The 16,872-nt window shown below is 42.3% G+C and carries 18 protein-coding genes; 2 read left to right on the top strand and 16 right to left on the bottom strand.

Going from position 1 to position 16,872, the window contains the following annotated elements; genetic code table 11:
• Nucleotides 1–16: 16 nt before the first annotated feature.
• The 12 genes from CSV72_RS12210 to rpsF form a co-directional block, all read right to left on the bottom strand.
• Nucleotides 17–805 carry an MBL fold metallo-hydrolase gene (locus tag CSV72_RS12210; protein ID WP_099661860.1) on the bottom strand — a complete coding sequence of 263 codons (789 nt, stop codon included), beginning with the start codon at nucleotides 803–805 and terminating at the stop codon, nucleotides 17–19.
• 11 nt (nucleotides 806–816) lie between these two features.
• Complete coding sequence (locus tag CSV72_RS12205; protein WP_099678568.1) at nucleotides 817–1,629, bottom strand: two-component system regulatory protein YycI; 813 nt, start codon at nucleotides 1,627–1,629, stop codon at nucleotides 817–819.
• Entirely contained in the window at nucleotides 1,616–2,950 is a 1,335-nt protein-coding gene (locus tag CSV72_RS12200; RefSeq protein WP_099678567.1) for a YycH family regulatory protein, read from the bottom strand. Before CSV72_RS12200 ends, CSV72_RS12205 begins: the two co-directional genes overlap by 14 nt.
• On the bottom strand, nucleotides 2,941–4,764 hold the full coding sequence (gene walK / locus CSV72_RS12195; protein WP_099678566.1) for a cell wall metabolism sensor histidine kinase WalK: 1,824 nt from the start codon (nucleotides 4,762–4,764) through the stop codon (nucleotides 2,941–2,943). The genes CSV72_RS12200 and walK overlap by 10 nt, the downstream gene beginning before the upstream one ends.
• A gap of 6 nt (nucleotides 4,765–4,770) precedes the next feature.
• Complete coding sequence (yycF, locus tag CSV72_RS12190; RefSeq protein WP_099678565.1) at nucleotides 4,771–5,481, bottom strand: response regulator YycF; 711 nt, start codon at nucleotides 5,479–5,481, stop codon at nucleotides 4,771–4,773.
• A gap of 278 nt (nucleotides 5,482–5,759) precedes the next feature.
• The gene (gene dnaB / locus CSV72_RS12185) at nucleotides 5,760–7,109 is read right to left on the bottom strand and encodes a replicative DNA helicase (RefSeq protein ID WP_369802918.1); all 1,350 of its coding nucleotides are present in this window, start codon (nucleotides 7,107–7,109) and stop codon (nucleotides 5,760–5,762) included.
• A gap of 24 nt (nucleotides 7,110–7,133) precedes the next feature.
• A complete protein-coding gene (gene rplI / locus CSV72_RS12180; RefSeq protein ID WP_099633771.1) occupies nucleotides 7,134–7,580 on the bottom strand; it encodes a 50S ribosomal protein L9 in 447 nt (148 codons plus the stop codon).
• Nucleotides 7,580–9,553, bottom strand: a complete 1,974-nt coding sequence (locus CSV72_RS12175; RefSeq protein WP_099678564.1) for a DHH family phosphoesterase — start codon at nucleotides 9,551–9,553, stop codon at nucleotides 7,580–7,582. The genes rplI and CSV72_RS12175 overlap by 1 nt, the downstream gene beginning before the upstream one ends.
• A gap of 11 nt (nucleotides 9,554–9,564) precedes the next feature.
• Complete coding sequence (locus tag CSV72_RS12170; protein ID WP_158232210.1) at nucleotides 9,565–10,503, bottom strand: DUF2232 domain-containing protein; 939 nt, start codon at nucleotides 10,501–10,503, stop codon at nucleotides 9,565–9,567.
• A gap of 252 nt (nucleotides 10,504–10,755) precedes the next feature.
• Complete coding sequence (rpsR, locus tag CSV72_RS12165; RefSeq protein ID WP_029054370.1) at nucleotides 10,756–10,992, bottom strand: 30S ribosomal protein S18; 237 nt, start codon at nucleotides 10,990–10,992, stop codon at nucleotides 10,756–10,758.
• Between the two features lie 45 nt (nucleotides 10,993–11,037).
• Complete coding sequence (gene ssb, locus CSV72_RS12160; protein ID WP_099633740.1) at nucleotides 11,038–11,559, bottom strand: single-stranded DNA-binding protein; 522 nt, start codon at nucleotides 11,557–11,559, stop codon at nucleotides 11,038–11,040.
• A gap of 48 nt (nucleotides 11,560–11,607) precedes the next feature.
• Nucleotides 11,608–11,895, bottom strand: coding sequence for a 30S ribosomal protein S6 (gene rpsF / locus CSV72_RS12155; protein ID WP_029054372.1), 288 nt, complete (start codon nucleotides 11,893–11,895; stop codon nucleotides 11,608–11,610).
• 155 nt (nucleotides 11,896–12,050) lie between these two features.
• Here rpsF and CSV72_RS12150 point away from each other — a divergent pair, with 155 nt between their 5' ends.
• Nucleotides 12,051–12,593, top strand: coding sequence for a DUF3267 domain-containing protein (locus tag CSV72_RS12150; protein WP_099678562.1), 543 nt, complete (start codon nucleotides 12,051–12,053; stop codon nucleotides 12,591–12,593).
• A gap of 554 nt (nucleotides 12,594–13,147) precedes the next feature.
• On the opposite strand, the gene ychF is transcribed toward CSV72_RS12150, so the two are convergent.
• The 3 genes from ychF to CSV72_RS12135 all read right to left on the bottom strand — a co-directional run bounded on the left by ychF (nucleotide 13,148) and on the right by CSV72_RS12135 (nucleotide 15,456).
• Nucleotides 13,148–14,248 (bottom strand): redox-regulated ATPase YchF, encoded by a 1,101-nt coding sequence (gene ychF, locus CSV72_RS12145; RefSeq protein ID WP_099678561.1) that lies wholly within the window; start codon nucleotides 14,246–14,248, stop codon nucleotides 13,148–13,150.
• A gap of 94 nt (nucleotides 14,249–14,342) precedes the next feature.
• Nucleotides 14,343–14,540 carry a DUF951 domain-containing protein gene (locus CSV72_RS12140; RefSeq protein ID WP_083034454.1) on the bottom strand — a complete coding sequence of 66 codons (198 nt, stop codon included), beginning with the start codon at nucleotides 14,538–14,540 and terminating at the stop codon, nucleotides 14,343–14,345.
• Nucleotides 14,521–15,456 carry a mechanosensitive ion channel family protein gene (locus CSV72_RS12135; RefSeq protein ID WP_099678560.1) on the bottom strand — a complete coding sequence of 312 codons (936 nt, stop codon included), beginning with the start codon at nucleotides 15,454–15,456 and terminating at the stop codon, nucleotides 14,521–14,523. The genes CSV72_RS12140 and CSV72_RS12135 overlap by 20 nt, the downstream gene beginning before the upstream one ends.
• 113 nt (nucleotides 15,457–15,569) lie before the next feature.
• Here CSV72_RS12135 and yyaC point away from each other — a divergent pair, with 113 nt between their 5' ends.
• Nucleotides 15,570–16,211 (top strand): spore protease YyaC, encoded by a 642-nt coding sequence (gene yyaC, locus CSV72_RS12130; protein WP_099678559.1) that lies wholly within the window; start codon nucleotides 15,570–15,572, stop codon nucleotides 16,209–16,211.
• Here yyaC and CSV72_RS12125 read toward each other — a convergent pair.
• Complete coding sequence (locus tag CSV72_RS12125) at nucleotides 16,122–16,826, bottom strand: DUF554 domain-containing protein (RefSeq protein WP_099678558.1); 705 nt, start codon at nucleotides 16,824–16,826, stop codon at nucleotides 16,122–16,124. The genes yyaC and CSV72_RS12125 overlap by 90 nt on opposite strands.
• Nucleotides 16,827–16,872: the final 46 nt, after the last annotated feature.

Here is a 16,872-nt window from a genome sequence, read left to right as displayed (position 1 = left end):
GCTTTTCGCATTTACTTCAGACTAGCACAAGCTCTGTAGATTCTGATGCATCCGTATCATGCAAGTGAACAAATTCCCCTGCACGAATGCCGCAATCTTCGAGGGTCTGTGCTACGCTCATGCGCGCCAAGTCTTTCATATTGTTATCTAAGCTAAGATGAGCTAAATAAATATGTGCTTCTTTTTGAGCTACTACTTCACTCATTGCGACAGCAGCATCTTCATTCGATACGTGGCCTACGTCACTTAGTATACGACGTTTGATAGACCATGGGTAACGTCCCATCTGCAGCATGCTGACGTCGTGATTGCTTTCGAATACAAAGCTGTCAGCTCCGTGGATATGACCCTTCATACGGTCACTGACGTAGCCTGTGTCCGTAATAATCGCCAGTTTGCGGTCACCTTCATTGAACGTATAGAACATTGGGTCGGCTGCGTCATGGGATACAGCAAATGACTGGATATCCAGTGAGCCAAATGTTTTCACCGTTTCCATGTCAAAATGGAAACGCTGATCAACGGGAATCTCTCCTACCAGTCCGTCCATCGCCTGCCACGTTTTAGCATTGGCATAAATAGGCGTTTTATATTTCCGGGCAAGTACGCCGATTCCTTTAATATGATCACTGTGTTCATGTGTGACGAAAATGCCGTCAATTTGTTTCATCGAGCGATTGATCGATCCAAGCAAACCTTCAATTTTCTTACCGCTCATGCCGGCATCTACGAGAAAAGCGTGCTCTTCGGTCTCTATATATAGCGAGTTGCCTGTACTACCACTCGCCAAAATGCTAAATCGCATGTGGAAAACTCCTATTCTGTTGGTTCTTCTAACATATCCGTTTGAAACTCAATGACTTTTCCTTCAATCGCATTGATGAAGTAATGTTCTATCGTTCCATCCTTCAATTTTACCTGAACATTCCACGTCGGTGCAAATACTTGAGTTTCTGTCAGCTGAACAAGTGTCGAATAACCTGATTTGACTTGCATAACAGTAGAATCAGGCTTCAGATAGCCACGTGTAACAAGTGAGGAGACGGCATCGTCTTGCGACAGTAAATCCTTTTTATGATTAAAACTCAAGAACTCGTCGAGCATACGTTGTTCATAATGCGTGACTTTGCCTTCTTTGTCCCAGTGCATGATGAGCATGGCGTTTGGACTGTAGAAGATGGTTTCGTTCTTTACCCGTTGAAAGAATACGGCGCTCCGCTCTTCTTCGTCCACGTCCCAGAGCACGTAATCCTTTCCATTGAGCACATACTTCTTTAAGAACTCGTCAAAATCATAGTCGCCTTTCTCCTCAATTACTTTTACATCTTTTTTCATGTGGGATAGTAATCGTGATTTTTCGATTAAGACAACCGATTGATCACTTAACTCTTCTAATTTCTCAGTAGGAAAGGTGGCGAGATGGGCCGACAAATACGAGACATCCTTTTTATTGAAAGGAATAGGATCATACGTAATATTCTCCAGTGCTAAGGTTTCTTCTACGGAAGTTTTCCCGAGAATCTGCATATTTCCGACACCCATTTGCCTGTCCAAATACAGCCAATACAGAAAGACATTGAGAATTGAAAAGACGATGATAAAGATTGTTTTTGTTCTATTCCAATCCAATCATACCACCTCCTTGCAATTCTTCTGGAGTGAAGCGTAACCAGTTATCCTTAATGAGATAATACCAGCAAGGCTGTAAAATAATTAATTCATCGTCAATATCATGAATCATATAATAGCCTGGAGTGATTTCCTCGATCATATCAAAATCTAGTTCTTCCGATTCTCGTAAAGCCTTCGCCACTTCTACTCCTGAAGGTAGTTCCAGTTTCTTTTGTTCCTGTTCAATTTCCACATCTAAAGTGTAGTATGGGCGTATATATTTGAAGACGCGATCATCTCCCCATGTCTCCGTAATTTCACTCATCCCTGATTGATCACTAAAGACGGGCAAACCATCGACATATAGCTGGAACCGGACATAGCGGGAATATGGATTCATATAGGCATAGCGGAACTCATCCGTCCAACCACCATGTTCATTAATGAAATCGATAGTATTCAACAACAATTCTGAAGGGAGCATGAAATCCTGACTTTCCACTGCCGGCATGACATAATTCAACCTTTTGATCTCGGTATCGATATTCATGAAAGCATGATCATCTCCATATTCTTCATGCGTTGAGTCGACTTGATTACGCCGTACGGCATTGGGGTCACTGAATAATGCATCACGGAAACGTAATGGTTTGATCTCTTCTTGATAATACGTCTTCCCCATAGCGGTGATAGGATCTTTTGGTACAGCGAGAAATGGTGCATTGCCACGATCGATTTCCGTATACTCATCGAATGATTGACCGACATCCACTACGTTGCGCAGGAAGCTAGTTTTATTCGGTAGCGTCACTTGCATCTGATAATGTAAGCCGCTCATTTCACTGAGTAAATGAATAACTGGTGCTTGAGTGGATTGACTCCAGTCAATGATTAGACGATTAAAGCTGGCTTCTGGAATATTTATGTCATCTACTAATAATACATTGTCATATACTTGCATGGGTACTTCACCCGTGAAGTAGAACGTCATTTGGCTTGGTTGCCGTAAGATTTGTGCAAAATCAAACTTATTCATGTCTTGTCTCACTAGTTCAAGATCAGATAAATCCCATGTATTCATTTCTGTTAGGATCCTGTCGATCTTTTCGGTATGCGTAGAGCCCAGTATCTGATCTTTTAAATTCGTGATGATTTTATATGGCTTAATGATTTCATCGATTGTTTTCTTCTCAGAAATGGATATATCGACAGTCTGTAGTTTTTCCATTGGCTCGTAATTCGGTGAATAGTTCCAAATTGCCAAAGTGAATAGGACACTCAGTGAGACAAGCAACAACAATACGATGGATTTAATTGGTTCAATGTATTTCAATCCCACTCACCGTCCTCTTGTTGTTCAAATGGCAACTTGAAGAAGATCGTCGTTCCTTTTCCTTCTTCACTCTGCGCCCAAATATCTCCTTTATGTGCCACAATCATTTCTTTAGCAATAGCGAGGCCGAGGCCAGTTCCACCGAGTGCACGGGAACGAGCTCTATCTGCACGATAGAAACGGTCGAAAATTCGATTGACATTGGATTTAGGAATCCCCATTCCATCGTCCGAAATCATTACTTTAATATAATCACCTGAGACCGTTACACCGAAGCGAACTTCTCCGCCATCCGGCGAATACTTCAAGGCGTTAGAAATGATATTGTCTAGTACTTGCGTTAATTTGTCGGTATCGATCTCCACGAATAGGCTACTTGAATACAAATTCCGTGTGAATCGTACATTTTGCGACTTTGAAAATTCAAAGCGCTCAATAACAGCGTTGAAGAACCGATTAAATTCCACCCATTCTTTATTCAATTCATATTCTTTACTGTCCATACGTGAAAGTTTCAGTAAATCATTCACAAGTCGGATCATTCGCTCGGTTTCATTTTGCGTAACATGTAAGAAATTCGGAGCGATCTCCTCATTGCGCCAAGCCCCTTCTGCCAATGCATCAAGATAACTACGCATTGTAGTAAGTGGTGTACGCAGTTCATGTGAAACATTTGAAACGAACTCACGACGTTCCATATCAATCTTTTCTTGCTCCGTATTATCATGCAATACGACAATTAAGCCGTTTACGAATCCTGTTTCACGCTGGGTAACAGAAATTGTTGCCCGTAAAATATATGCTTGATCTTCTGTACTAAAGTCCAGTGGAATCGATTCTCTCATCTGGATCAATTCCTCAAACGTATACTCATCGTCTATACCCAGAATGCTAGCGATAGGTCGATTGATGACAAGGTCATTCGTTACACCGAGCATTTGTAATGCTGAGTCGTTAATTAAGCTCACTCGTCCTTTGCGGTCAGTTGAAATGACACCATCTGTCATATTTTCTAGAACCGAGGCTAACTTTCGCCTTTCACTCTCAGTAGTAGACTGCGATTCTTGCAGCTGGTTAGTTAAGTGATTGAATGCGATGGCTAGCTGACCCATCTCATCCGATCCATACACTTTAACCTTTCGTGTGAAGTTCCCTTTGGCCATCGCCTGTGCTTGTCGCCGCATGTCTGAAATTGGTCGGGTAAATGCCCTGGCAATAAAGATCCCGACTATTATTGTAATGGTTAGAGATACCGCGGCCGCCCCTGCCAATATTCGATTGATTTCTTCAATTTGTTGAAAAACCGATTCAATATTGGCTTCTACATAGAGCGACCCTACAATTTCATTGCCGTTAAAGATCGGTTTGGCTAAGGAAAGGACGCGATTATGAGATTGTGGATCAATCATCACGACATCTTTCATCGTCTCTGATGTAATAGTTTTTCTTACATTATCATTAGTCGAATGTTGGCCTACCCTCATTTGATTGTCGAATGAAGATGTCGCCAGAATGCGATACTTGGGGTTTATAACCTGTATTTCAATAATGTCATCTGAAGTGAACTCGACCAAGACATTTTTTAAGCTTTGTTCTAGTGTGGGATCACTGTCCTTACGTTTTTTTGTAATCTCTTCCCGCACACTGAACTCGACTAAATTCATACGGTCTACAATCGAGTTCGTAAAGTTATCTTTTAATGTTTGTTCCAATTCACGAGCAAAATACAGCCCGATAATTTGCATGGACACAAGTATAAGCAGGACATAAATCAAAACAAATTTAACTTGAATCGACCGAAAAAAACCTACCTTATGCATAGGGGCTTACTCCTGTTCCGGATCGCGCAAGTAATAGCCTACACCACGTCTCGTGACGATCCAGCTTGGATGACTCGGCGTGTCTTCAATCTTTTCACGAAGACGTCGAATCGTTACATCGACCGTTCGTACATCTCCGAAATAATCATAGTCCCATACGGTTTGTAGTAAATGCTCACGTGTCATCACTTGACCAATATGTTTGGCTAGGTAATACAGTAATTCAAACTCACGATGCGTCAGTTCGATTGTCACTCCACGCTTTTGAACATAGTATGCATCGGGTTGGATGACAAGTTGACCTACCGTGATATCGTTCGTTTCTTCTTCCTGGTCTTCCGCTATAGTTCTTGCGTGACGACGCAGGTTGGCTTTAACTCGGGCAATTAATTCTCTCGTGCCGAATGGCTTAGTGACATAATCATCTGCGCCTAGTTCAAGTCCTAAGACTTTATCGATTTCCGAGTCTTTGGCTGTCAACATGATAATAGGGAAATCATACTTTTTCCGTACTTCTCTACAGACTTCCATGCCGTCTCGTTTAGGGAGCATGATATCAAGTAGCATAAGGTCTGGCTGGATTTCTTCTACACGGTTGATAGCATCCTCACCGTCGTATGCGCAAAAGACATTAAAGCCCTCCTTTTTCAAATTAAATTCTATGATGTCTGCGATGGGTTTCTCATCGTCTACAATAAATATCGTTTTATTTTGCATGATTTGTTCCTTTCTCACCATAATTGGCGATTGAATTTTCAGCTATGTTCTCGTTCCACGACTAAATTAAGTAATGTGAAATTGTATGGTATATGGAACACTAATCTATCTCTTCTATGGTTACAGCCTGATTATAAAGCTGAAATATATCTTTCCATATCCTTTAACTCTATCACGATTTGTGTAAAATCGCACTTTTTCAGATGGGAGCGGCTTGTTTGGAACGATGAAAAAACAGCGCGTCCTTTTCTACGGTGGTAGAAGAAGAGCGCGCTGTTTTATTCATAAGACGGAGGCGATTCGTGCTGACTCCAGTCGATATTAAGGAATTTATTGTATTCCTTTGCAAATGCCAACGTTACTGTACCAGTTGGGCCGTTACGTTGCTTGGCAATAATGATTTCAATCATATTTTGCATTTCGGTTTCTTTATCATAGTAGTCTTCCCGGTAGAGGAAGGAGACAATATCGGCATCTTGCTCAATACTCCCTGATTCCCGAAGGTCAGACATCATAGGGCGCTTATCTTGGCGTTGCTCTACCCCCCGTGATAGCTGGGATAGTGCAACGACTGGGATTTTTAGTTCACGAGCTAGTGCTTTTAATGAACGGGAAATCTCAGATACTTCTTGCTGGCGATTGTCGCTGCCACGGCCGCTTCCCATGATCAGCTGCATGTAGTCAATCATCACCATACCGAGACCGTGTTCTTGTTGCAGACGTCTACATTTCGAACGGATTTCATTCACTCGCAAACCTGGACTGTCATCAATGAAAATTCCTGCATTTGATAACGACCCCATAGCCATTGTCAACTTGCGCCAGTCGTCAGCTTCAAGGTTTCCTGTACGCAGTACTTGTGCGTCAATGTTACCTTCTGCACATAACATACGCATGACAAGCTGTTCGGCACCCATCTCTAAACTGAAGATCGCGACGTTCTCTTCTGTCTTCGTTGCCACGTTTTGCGCTACGTTCAACGCAAACGCGGTTTTACCAACAGAAGGACGAGCCGCCACGATAATCAAGTCATTACGCTGGAAGCCTGCCGTAATCTTATCCAAGTCACGGAATCCGGTTGGAATTCCTGTTACATCACCTTTACGTGTATGCAATAATTCAATATTGTCATACGTCTCCACTAATACATCTTTAATATGACGGAAGTCACCCGCATTTTTCCGATTGGACACTTCCATCATTTTCTTCTCGGCTTCACCAAGTAAGGCTTCTACTTCGTCTTCCCGTGTGTAGCCGTCTTCCACAATGTCAGTTGCAACGCGGATCAATCTGCGTAACAAAGCTTTTTCATCAACGATATTTGCATAATAGACGATGTTTGCAGCAGTCGGAACTGCGTTGGCAAGCTCTGTAATATACGAAATGCCCCCGACGTCTTCGAGCTCATTTTTTACTTTGAGCTCTTCGGCGATTGTCACCAAATCGACTGGCTGACCTCTGTCATTCAATACAAGCATAGTTTCAAAAATCTTTTTATGTGCGATCCGATAGAAATCTTCCGGCATCAATATTTCAGATGCGGTTATCAGTGCCTGTGGTTCTAAAAATATTGCACCAAGAACCGACTGCTCTGCTTCGTTGTTATGCGGAGGTGTGCGCTCGATCATCTGGTTCAAGCTATTATCTCCTTATCATTCTTCTGTAACATGCACTTTAAGTGTTGCTGTTACATCAGGGTGTAATTTGATCGGAACATTTGTAAAACCAAGAGCACGAATTGGCTCAGGTAATTCCATCTTGCGGCGATCTACTTTAATTTTGTTTTGCTTTTCTAACGCTTGTCCAATCTGCTTGGACGTAATAGAACCAAACAGACGACCGTCTTCGCCCGTTTTCGCCTGTAGCTCTACAGTCAACTTTTCGACTTGCTCTTTTAATTCTTTAGCTTCTGCTAATTCCGCAGCTGCATCCTTTTTCTGGCGATCCTTCTGGCCTTGCAACTTACTTAAATTACCTGGAGTCGCTTCAACTGCTACATTATTTTTCAATAAAAAGTTTTGTGCATATCCAGTTGAGACCTCTTTCACCTCACCCTTTTTACCTTTTCCTTTAACGTCCTTTAAAAAAATAACTTTCATCATTCATTTCCCCTCTCTACGTATTGATCTAGTGCGTCCTTTAACATAGTAATTGCTTCATCCATCGTGTCTACACTTAACTGGCAAGCAGAATTTGTTAAATGACCGCCACCACCCAACTCTTCCATAATGACTTGAACATTCAATTCGCCCAATGAGCGGGCGCTAATACCAATTCTTCCATCATCACGCTTTGCTACGACGAATGAAGCGGAAATACCTTGCATAGTCAATAAGATATCAGCTGTCTGCGCGATCAGTACGGAGCTGTGCACGACTTCTTCCTGCCCTCTCGCAATCGCAATATCTCCATTGCCCGCAAATTCTACGGTCTCTATTAGTTTTGATCGTTCAATATATGTCGCAATATCTTCTTTTAATAAACGCTGTACTAGTACGGTATCAGCACCATTCGTTCGCAAATAGGAAGCGGCTTCGAATGTGCGAGAACCTGTCCTAAGTGTAAAGCTCTTCGTATCCACTACGATACCTGCTAGCATCGCTGTTGATTCCAACATTGTCAACTTCTCATTCTTCGGCTGATACTCCAGTAATTCCGTCACAAGTTCCGCTGTGGAAGATGCATAAGGCTCCATATAAACGAGCACGGTGTTATTAATGAATTCTTCGCCTCGTCGGTGATGGTCAATTAATACAACCTTCTGGGCCTTGTCCAGTACACGCTCATCTATAACCATACTTGGCTTATGCGTATCGACAATAACGACCAACGAACGCTCCGTCATCAATTCCAACGCCTCTTCAGGCATCACCATATGGTCATATAATTCTTCATCTTGCTGTACTTCATCCATCAAACGGCCAACACTAGCATCGAGCTGATCAAAATTAACGACGACATAGCCTTCAACGCCATTCATCCTTGCCATCTTACGTACACCAATCGATGCACCTATCGCATCCATGTCAGGCATTTTATGACCCATAATGAACACGCGGTCACTATCTTGGATTAAATCACGTAGTGCGTGTGAAATGACACGTGCGCGTACACGCGTACGTTTTTCAACAGGATTTGTCTTACCACCATAGAATTTCAGTTTCCCATCATGGTGTTTGATCGCTACTTGGTCACCGCCACGCCCTAGAACTAGATCCAGGCTCGACTGTGCTAACTCACCAAGCTCTGTAAGCGACGTAGTACCTGTCCCTACCCCAATACTCAACGTAAGTGAAACACTGTGTTTAGATGTATTCTCACGAATCGTATCAAGCAACGCGAACTTAGTCTTCTCCAAAAGTTCTAGTTTACCTTCATTGAAAACAGCCAAGAAGCGCTCAGAAGAAATTCGTTTTACGAAGATCCCATATTCATCTGCCCATTGATTGACCAATGAGGTGACCAGTGAGTTCATCTGGCTTCGTGTCTGGTCGTCCATTGTCTGAGACAATTCATCATAGTTATCGACCAATAAAATCCCAATCGTCGTTCGATCTGCATAGTAAAGGGATTGTATCTTTAAGCGTTCTGTTACGTCAAATAGATAGATCAATTTCTCTTCCGGTTTATAGTACACGCGGTACGAGCGATCATTCAATACGATGACATCTTGCTCACTGTCTTCTCTAATGACTTGACGAAATGCTTCATTCATTTCGTAGAGCTGTGAACCAATCCAAGTCTTGTCGGGATATATCGAGTTGATAAATGGATTGACCCACTCTACTAATTGCTTATCATTCAGCAAAATAATCCCAATTGGTAACTCCAGTAACGCTTCTTCTCCTACCCTTTTCATCCGGTAGGATAAGGTTTCAATATATTTCTCCGTTTCCAAATAGTTCTCATTCTCTACTTTCCAAGCGGTACCTAGTGCAAGCGCATAAGCAACTGCAAAAAACAGTCCCACCCAAAAGTTTAATAGCATTAGTAGTACGGAACCTACCGCTCCAAGTAGAGACAAGAATGCTAACGGAATACGTATGCCACGTTTTTTATAAAATAAATTCAATATCTCATCTCCTACGCTCTCTTGTCTTTATCTATCCATGTACGAATGTTAATGGCGATATCCAAAACACCCAACATTACGGTGAAGGGACTGAGGAACATGGCGAATAATGTAGCTAGCACGTTGACGATTATTGGAAGCTTCATCTTGCGCAATGCATAGTAAATTAACGCCAAACCTTGTAAGAAGAATAAGAATCTAAAGATGAGAATGGCATTTGCCTCCATTAGATAAAACGTTGTTCCTTGTTCCGGCTGCGACAAAATGGAAATCAACAGTAATGCTAGATAGGCTAGTACCGTTGCAAATGGAAGACGCATGTTAAGGAAGGAAGCAAACTTAGGAACTTCAAAACGTAAACGTGTTGCAACCGCCAAAATGGGCATAACAAACATGTAGGCAGTTACAAAAACAGACAAGATGAACAGGGAAGGCACAATGGTTTGGTAATACGTAAATGCCTCGGCCACAGTTCGCTCAATTTCTCTTGTTGAATTTCCCATTCCGGATAGAATCACAAGTGCTTCCTGCTGTATAGTTGAAAATTGTTGCATCAACTGTTCAATGGGGTTGATTTTCATGAACCACACAGTGCCTAGATACAATAGACTCAATGAAATGAGCAATGTGACACCGGTTGCCATATATACATAAAGTTTCGTCTTGCCTGTTCGTACGGTATCACCGATAACGAATCCAACAGCACTTAATACAACCGCTGCTGGTATGGAAAGCAAGCCACCAATCAATAATGTGATAAGCCATGTACACATCGCGACCATCAGCGTAGAGACACGGTCATAGCGCAAACGATAAATCGTAATGGGCAATGGAACGAGCAACAATGTCAATAAGCCGAGTAATGGTACGTATAAAGTCATTGCCAGTAATATGGCGAAGAGTGCTACCATCATCGCACCGTACGTAATTCTACTTGCTTGATCTTGCATATCCACGCCCCAATTCATTCACTGCTTCTTTTGCCACCTATTGATTATAAAGGGACAAAGTGTTGCATTCCTTAATTCATATAAAGCTGCAATCATCCTTCTAATTGTATCACGATTCGACGTGAAATCAAAAATACAGGCAGTTGCGGTTTCCAGTAAAGTGGATGCGCAATGGACTATGGATTGTATGATTTTCCAGATAAATAAAAAACCGCCACTGACTGAGTAACTCAGTCAGTGGCGGTTTATATATTACCGCTCTTCAGATACGAACGGAAGAAGTGCCATGATGCGTGCACGTTTGATTGCGACCGTCAATTTACGTTGGTATTTAGCGCTTGTACCAGTAACTCGACGAGGCAACATCTTTCCGCGCTCAGAGATAAACTTCTTCAACAAATCTACATCTTTATAGTCGATGTGAGTAATGTGGTTAGAAGTAAAATAGCAAACCTTACGGCGTTTGCGACCTCCACGACGTGGTGCCATAATTGTTGTCCTCCTTCCTATTTACGTATTAAATGAACCGTTCTATCAGAATGGCAAGTCGTCATCTGTTACTTCAATCGGACCGCCGCCTGGCTGGAATGGATCATTATCAACACGTGTCATATTTTGCTGATTCGGTTGGTAGGATTGCTGGTTATTGTATCCTTGTCCTTGGTCTTGAGAAGGTGCGTTATAAGAAGGAGCTCCACCACCATAAGATGGTGTTTGCTGACGTTCTGTATTGGCACTTCTTGGTTCCAGGAATTGAGTACTATCCGCAACAACTTCTGTCGTGTAAACACGCTTACCGTCTTGACCTTCGAAGCTGCCCGTCTGTATACGGCCATCCACTCCAGCTAGACTTCCTTTTCGTAAGTAATTCGCGATATTCTCAGCCTGTTTACGCCAAGCTACACACGTGATGAAATCCGCTTCCCGTTCTCCTTGGGCATTAGCAAACGCACGGTTCACTGCCAGTGTAAAACGTGTTACAGCAATTCCAGTTTGTGTATACTTCAGCTCAGGATCTTTTGTTAATCGGCCAACTAAAACGACACGGTTTATCATTCAGAATCAAACCTCCCTCATCATAAATTTATTAGATTTTATATCAGATTACGCATCTACACGAATTGTCATATGACGAATGATACCTTCGTTGATGTTCGCTAGACGTGTAAATTCATCGATTGCTTCAGCACCAGCGTTAGCAGTTACTAATTGGTAGTAACCTTCACGTAAGTCGTCGATTTCGTAAGCAAGACGTCGCTTGCCCCACTCTTTCGACTCGATGATTTCCGCTCCGTTTGAAGTTAGGACAGTATCAAAACGTTCAATCAACGCTTTTTTCGCGTCATCTTCAAGAGTTGGGCGCATAATGTACATAATTTCGTACTTTCTCATCAATAGTCACCTCCTTATGGACTTGGGCCCTACTTTTACAAGTGGGCAAGGAGTAAGTAAATTTAATATTACTCACATCAGTACATACTATCACAACACAATTGGAATATCAACCACCAATATACTATACTGAATGAATTAAGGAGTGGTTTCACATGGAAGAACAACAACCTGTGATTGTCGAACTCGACTTACAGAAAATAGCGAAGCAAAGTCTTTGGCTCACTTTCCTACCACTTATAGCACTTTTGATAATTCGTGGTCTGCTACAAGGTGGATTATTTCTGTCATTTTCGGTGTGGTATGTTGGTTATGCTTTGGTTGGATACATTTTATTGATTGTTATACATGAGTTTTTCCATTTGCTTGGTTTTCGTATTTTTTGTAATGTGCCGTGGAAGAACATGGCATATGGTGTCAATTTGAAGATGGGTGTTGCCTATGCTACCACGGATCAGTTGATGGACAATAAAGGTATCCGCAAAGCGTTATTATTACCATTTTGGATGACAGGTGTCTTGCCTGCTGTTCTGGCGTTGTACTTCAATGATGGCGTGCTGTTGCTGTTAGGTGCGATGCTAATCGGCGGAGCAGCAGGAGATTTTGCGATGTACAAGGAGTTAAAGAAGTTTCCGGATGATGCACTAGTGAAGGATGATCCGGAGTTGCCTAAGTTGTATGTTTATCCTGCTCAATAAAATAAAAAAGCTGGCAGTAGGATTGGAATGGGGATTTGCGCTTCGGAGGGGACGCTTTCCGAAGGGCCCGCGGTGAGCCAAGCAGGTCGCTGAGCTCCCTTTGGTTGTCTCACCTGATCGGGCGGAGTCGCCCCTCCTACACTCCAATCCCTGCAATGCAAGTGGAAGATACTTTTTCTAGTCTACTGAAATCAGGGTTGTATTCTTTACAGCTTTTGAATCGCTCTTGATTTCAAATACGTCCAAAGACAATGCTAATTCACTTACTATTGACAGTAAGTGATCTACATCCGTCTACTATAAACGTAGGATTGCAACGGAGGTCGGGTCGACTCCGAGTGGATCAGCGTGAGCCTTGAGACCTTGCAGGAGCACACACTTGCGACGAGGAGGCTCAAGCCACGCCCACCGGAAAGCGTACCCAGCCCGAGTTGCAATCCCCTCGTACTCACCAATTAACTTACTCTTTCACTTCCCTTGCAGGTCTTGAACTGGACCTCTTTCAAACCAAGAAAAAGGCTGATTCTCACGGGGAGAATCAGCCTTTATTTGTATTACACGTTGAAACGGAAGAGCATAACGTCGCCGTCTTTAACGACGTATTCTTTACCTTCTAAACGGACCTTACCAGCCTCTTTTGCCGCTGTCATGGAACCGTGCTCGACTAAGTCGTCGTATGCTACCGTCTCCGCACGGATGAATCCGCGTTCAAAGTCGGTATGGATTACGCCGGCACATTGTGGTGCTTTCATACCTTTACGGAATGTCCATGCGCGAACTTCTTGTACGCCTGCTGTGAAGTACGTAGCAAATCCAAGTAAGTTGTACGTTGCTTTAATTAATTGATCAAGACCGGATTCTTTGATACCTAGCTCTTCAAGGAACATTTCCTTCTCGTCGTCTTCAAGCTCCGCCATCTCTTCTTCAATTTTTGCACAAACTACGATTACTTCTGCATTGTCCTTCTCTGCAAAATCACGAACCTGTTGTACGTATGGATTATTAGCTGCGTCCGCAATTTCATCTTCTGAAACGTTTGCTACATACAACATTGGTTTGATTGTTAACAAGTGCATGCCTTTGACTACATCCAACTCATCAACTGTTAATTCTACAGAACGGGCAGCCATTGCATTTTCAAATGCATCACGTAATTTGAGTAGAATTGGCTCTTCTACCATCGCATCTTTATCTTTTTGCTTAGCCATTTTGGAAACTCGAGCTAAACGCTTGTCTACACTTTCCATATCTGCCAAGATCAATTCCAAGTTAATGACTTCAATATCGTCGATTGGATTTACCTTTCCCGATACGTGTGTAATGTTTTCATCTACGAAACAACGGACTACCTGACAAATCGCATCTACTTCACGAATATGTGAAAGGAACTTGTTACCAAGACCTTCACCTTTACTTGCACCTTCTACAATCCCCGCAATATCGGTAAATTCGAATGCAGTTGGCACTGTCTTTTTCGGTGTGACAAGCTCAGTCAATTTGTCTAAACGCTCATCTGGTACCTCAACTATTCCTACGTTCGGGTCAATCGTACAGAACGGATAGTTCGCCGCCTCTGCTCCTGCTTTTGTTATCGCATTAAATAAAGTGGATTTCCCTACGTTCGGAAGACCTACAATCCCAGCTGTTAACGCCATTATTCCCACACCTTTCTTATCTATCCAAAGCTTACATTATTCGTTAGTCAACCACTTCATTATAAGGATAATGCGGTGTATTGTCCACGTGTTCTCAAGACTCGTTCTTCAGCAGAACTTTTTTCATCTTCTTAGCAAATTCATTACGCGGGATCATGACGCTGTGTCCACAGCCTTCGCATTTTATTCGAATATCCGCGCCCATTCGGATGATTTTCCAAGCATTTGTGCCACACGGGTGTTGTTTTTTCATCTCCACCACGTCATGCAAGTTAAACTCTTTGTCCGCCATCGTATGAATCCCCTTCCTTATGTTCTTCACGTATTACCATTCGTGGATAAGGCATTTCAATTCCATTCAAATCCATGAATTTCTTTAAGTCCTGTCGAAGTTTACGACCTACGTTAAAATTAGCAACCGGCTCAGTCTCCGCAGCAATACGTAGCAAGATCCTTGATGGTTCCATACTTTGTACGCCCAACACTTCCGGTACGCCAATCACCTCTGAATAGCGCTCTCTCGGTAACTTCCCAAGGAATCCTTTGATTAATTCCTCTGCGTGGTCGATATCTGTTTCGTAGGATAATGCTAGATCGAGCAAAACCATGGAGTTCGTGACGGAGTAATTGACGACTTCACCTATTTGACCGTTAGGTACTGTATATAACTCGCCACCGTATAATGCGATTTTCGTTGTGCGAAGCCCGATTTCCATAACCGTACCTTCACCTGAATTAATACGCACATAGTCGCCGACTCCAAATTGATCTTCAAAAATAATGAAAAATCCAGAGATGACGTCCTTTACTAAACTCTGAGCACCAAAACCGACAGCTAGACCTAGTACACCTGCACCTGCAAGAAGGCCTTTTGCATCTATCTTAAACTCCGTCAGAACGGCTAGTATGGCGGAGAAATAGACAATGTATTTCAAGGCGTTTTCCAAAAGTTTGATCATGGTCTTTTCACGTCGTTCTGTTTTGCGCATCGGACTTTTTAGCTTAATGGCGAAGAATCGTCTTATTAATACTTGCCCCACTTTTACCACTACACCTGCCACCACAATAATCAAGATAATGCGAATAGCAAAAAATCCGGTAGAGAGCCAAAAGTCAGCACTGAATATCGTATCTTTTACTTGTTGAATTGCTGCTTCTAAACCTTTTAGGCTTTCTTTCGCTTCTTCTGTAGCAGAAGTAGATGCCATTGAAAGAAATCCTCCTTTCGTATAAACCCTTATCCCTCGGGATATACTGCACAGCAATACATGCGCAGTATGAATTTCAGCGTAAATATAACACAAAGGACTGGTGTCTCCCTATGTATACAGCCGAACCCTCTTCTTATCATTACCGAATTTCTAGTAAAGAAACCGGTGTCGTGTGGAAATTAAGCACTTATTTCATGCAACATATCCCATTTAAACAACAACCAATCATTTTTTATTGCATCGGAACTGATCGTTCCACTGGAGATTCTCTCGGTCCTTTGACAGGCTCCTACTTGTCAGAGCTAAGTCTATTCCCTTATACAGTAGTCGGCACGTTACAAGAGCCACTACACGCTCTGAATCTACAACAACGTATGGAGCTCACAAGCACATTATACCCCGAAGCATTTGTAGTGGCGATTGATGCCTGTCTAAGTAAAAAGGACGCTGTTGGTGATCTATTGTTTCATAGCGGTCCGATTGCACCAGGTAAAGCCGTAGGAAAAGAACTTCCCCTAGTCGGTGATGTATCTGTTAAAGGAATCGTCAACGTAGGCGGCTTCATGGAGCAAGCAGTTTTACAAAGCACTCGTCTTCATCTACCGTTTGAAATGAGTCGTATGATTGGTAGAGCCTTACAATTAGCACATCATCGTCAACCTTCAAAAAGCATATACAATCGTAACGATGACCGCAACTACCGCAATACCTGGGATAAAGTTGGCTACCCGGATTTTCGTCAAGCCGATTAAATTTAATCCAATAGCCGCAATCATCAAGCCACCTGTAGCCGTCATTTCAGAAATAAATAACTGCATTAATTCATCTGGAACAAACCGACTAAGGATGGTGGCAAGAAAGGTTATACTACCTTGGTAAATTAATAGAGGAATTGCCGCAAATGCAACACCAATACCTAATGTGGAACTAAAGATGATTGAAGTGAATCCATCTAATATTCCTTTCATTATTAACACACTATGATCGTTGCGGAGCCCACTATCAATAGCTCCAATGATCGCCATGGAACCTACACAAAAAAACAGCGTAGCCGTAACGAATCCTTGTGCAATTCCCTGCCCTTCTTTTTTAGCCGGTAACTTCTTTTCAATCCAGTGCCCCAATTGGTTAACTTTTTGATCAAGATCAATCCATTCACCAAGAATTGCGCCTATCACGATACTAAGAATGACAATGACAATTTGTGTTGTTTCAAATGTCATTTGCAAGCCGATTGCTACTACAGCCATCCCTATTCCGTACATGATGGTTTCCTTCATTCGTTCAGGTATTCCATATAAAAACCTTCCGATTAATGTACCAATTATAATCGTCAATACATTAAACAGTGAACCAAACAATATCATGTAGTCACGTCCAAGTTCTCTTCAAGAATAAAACCTATTTTGCATC

Origin of the sequence: Sporosarcina sp. P20a (assembly GCF_002743175.1) — a bacterium.
GTDB lineage: Bacteria > Bacillota > Bacilli > Bacillales_A > Planococcaceae > Sporosarcina.
Note: the sequence above shows the minus strand (reverse complement) of the source record. Positions and strands in the feature narration are given on the sequence as shown.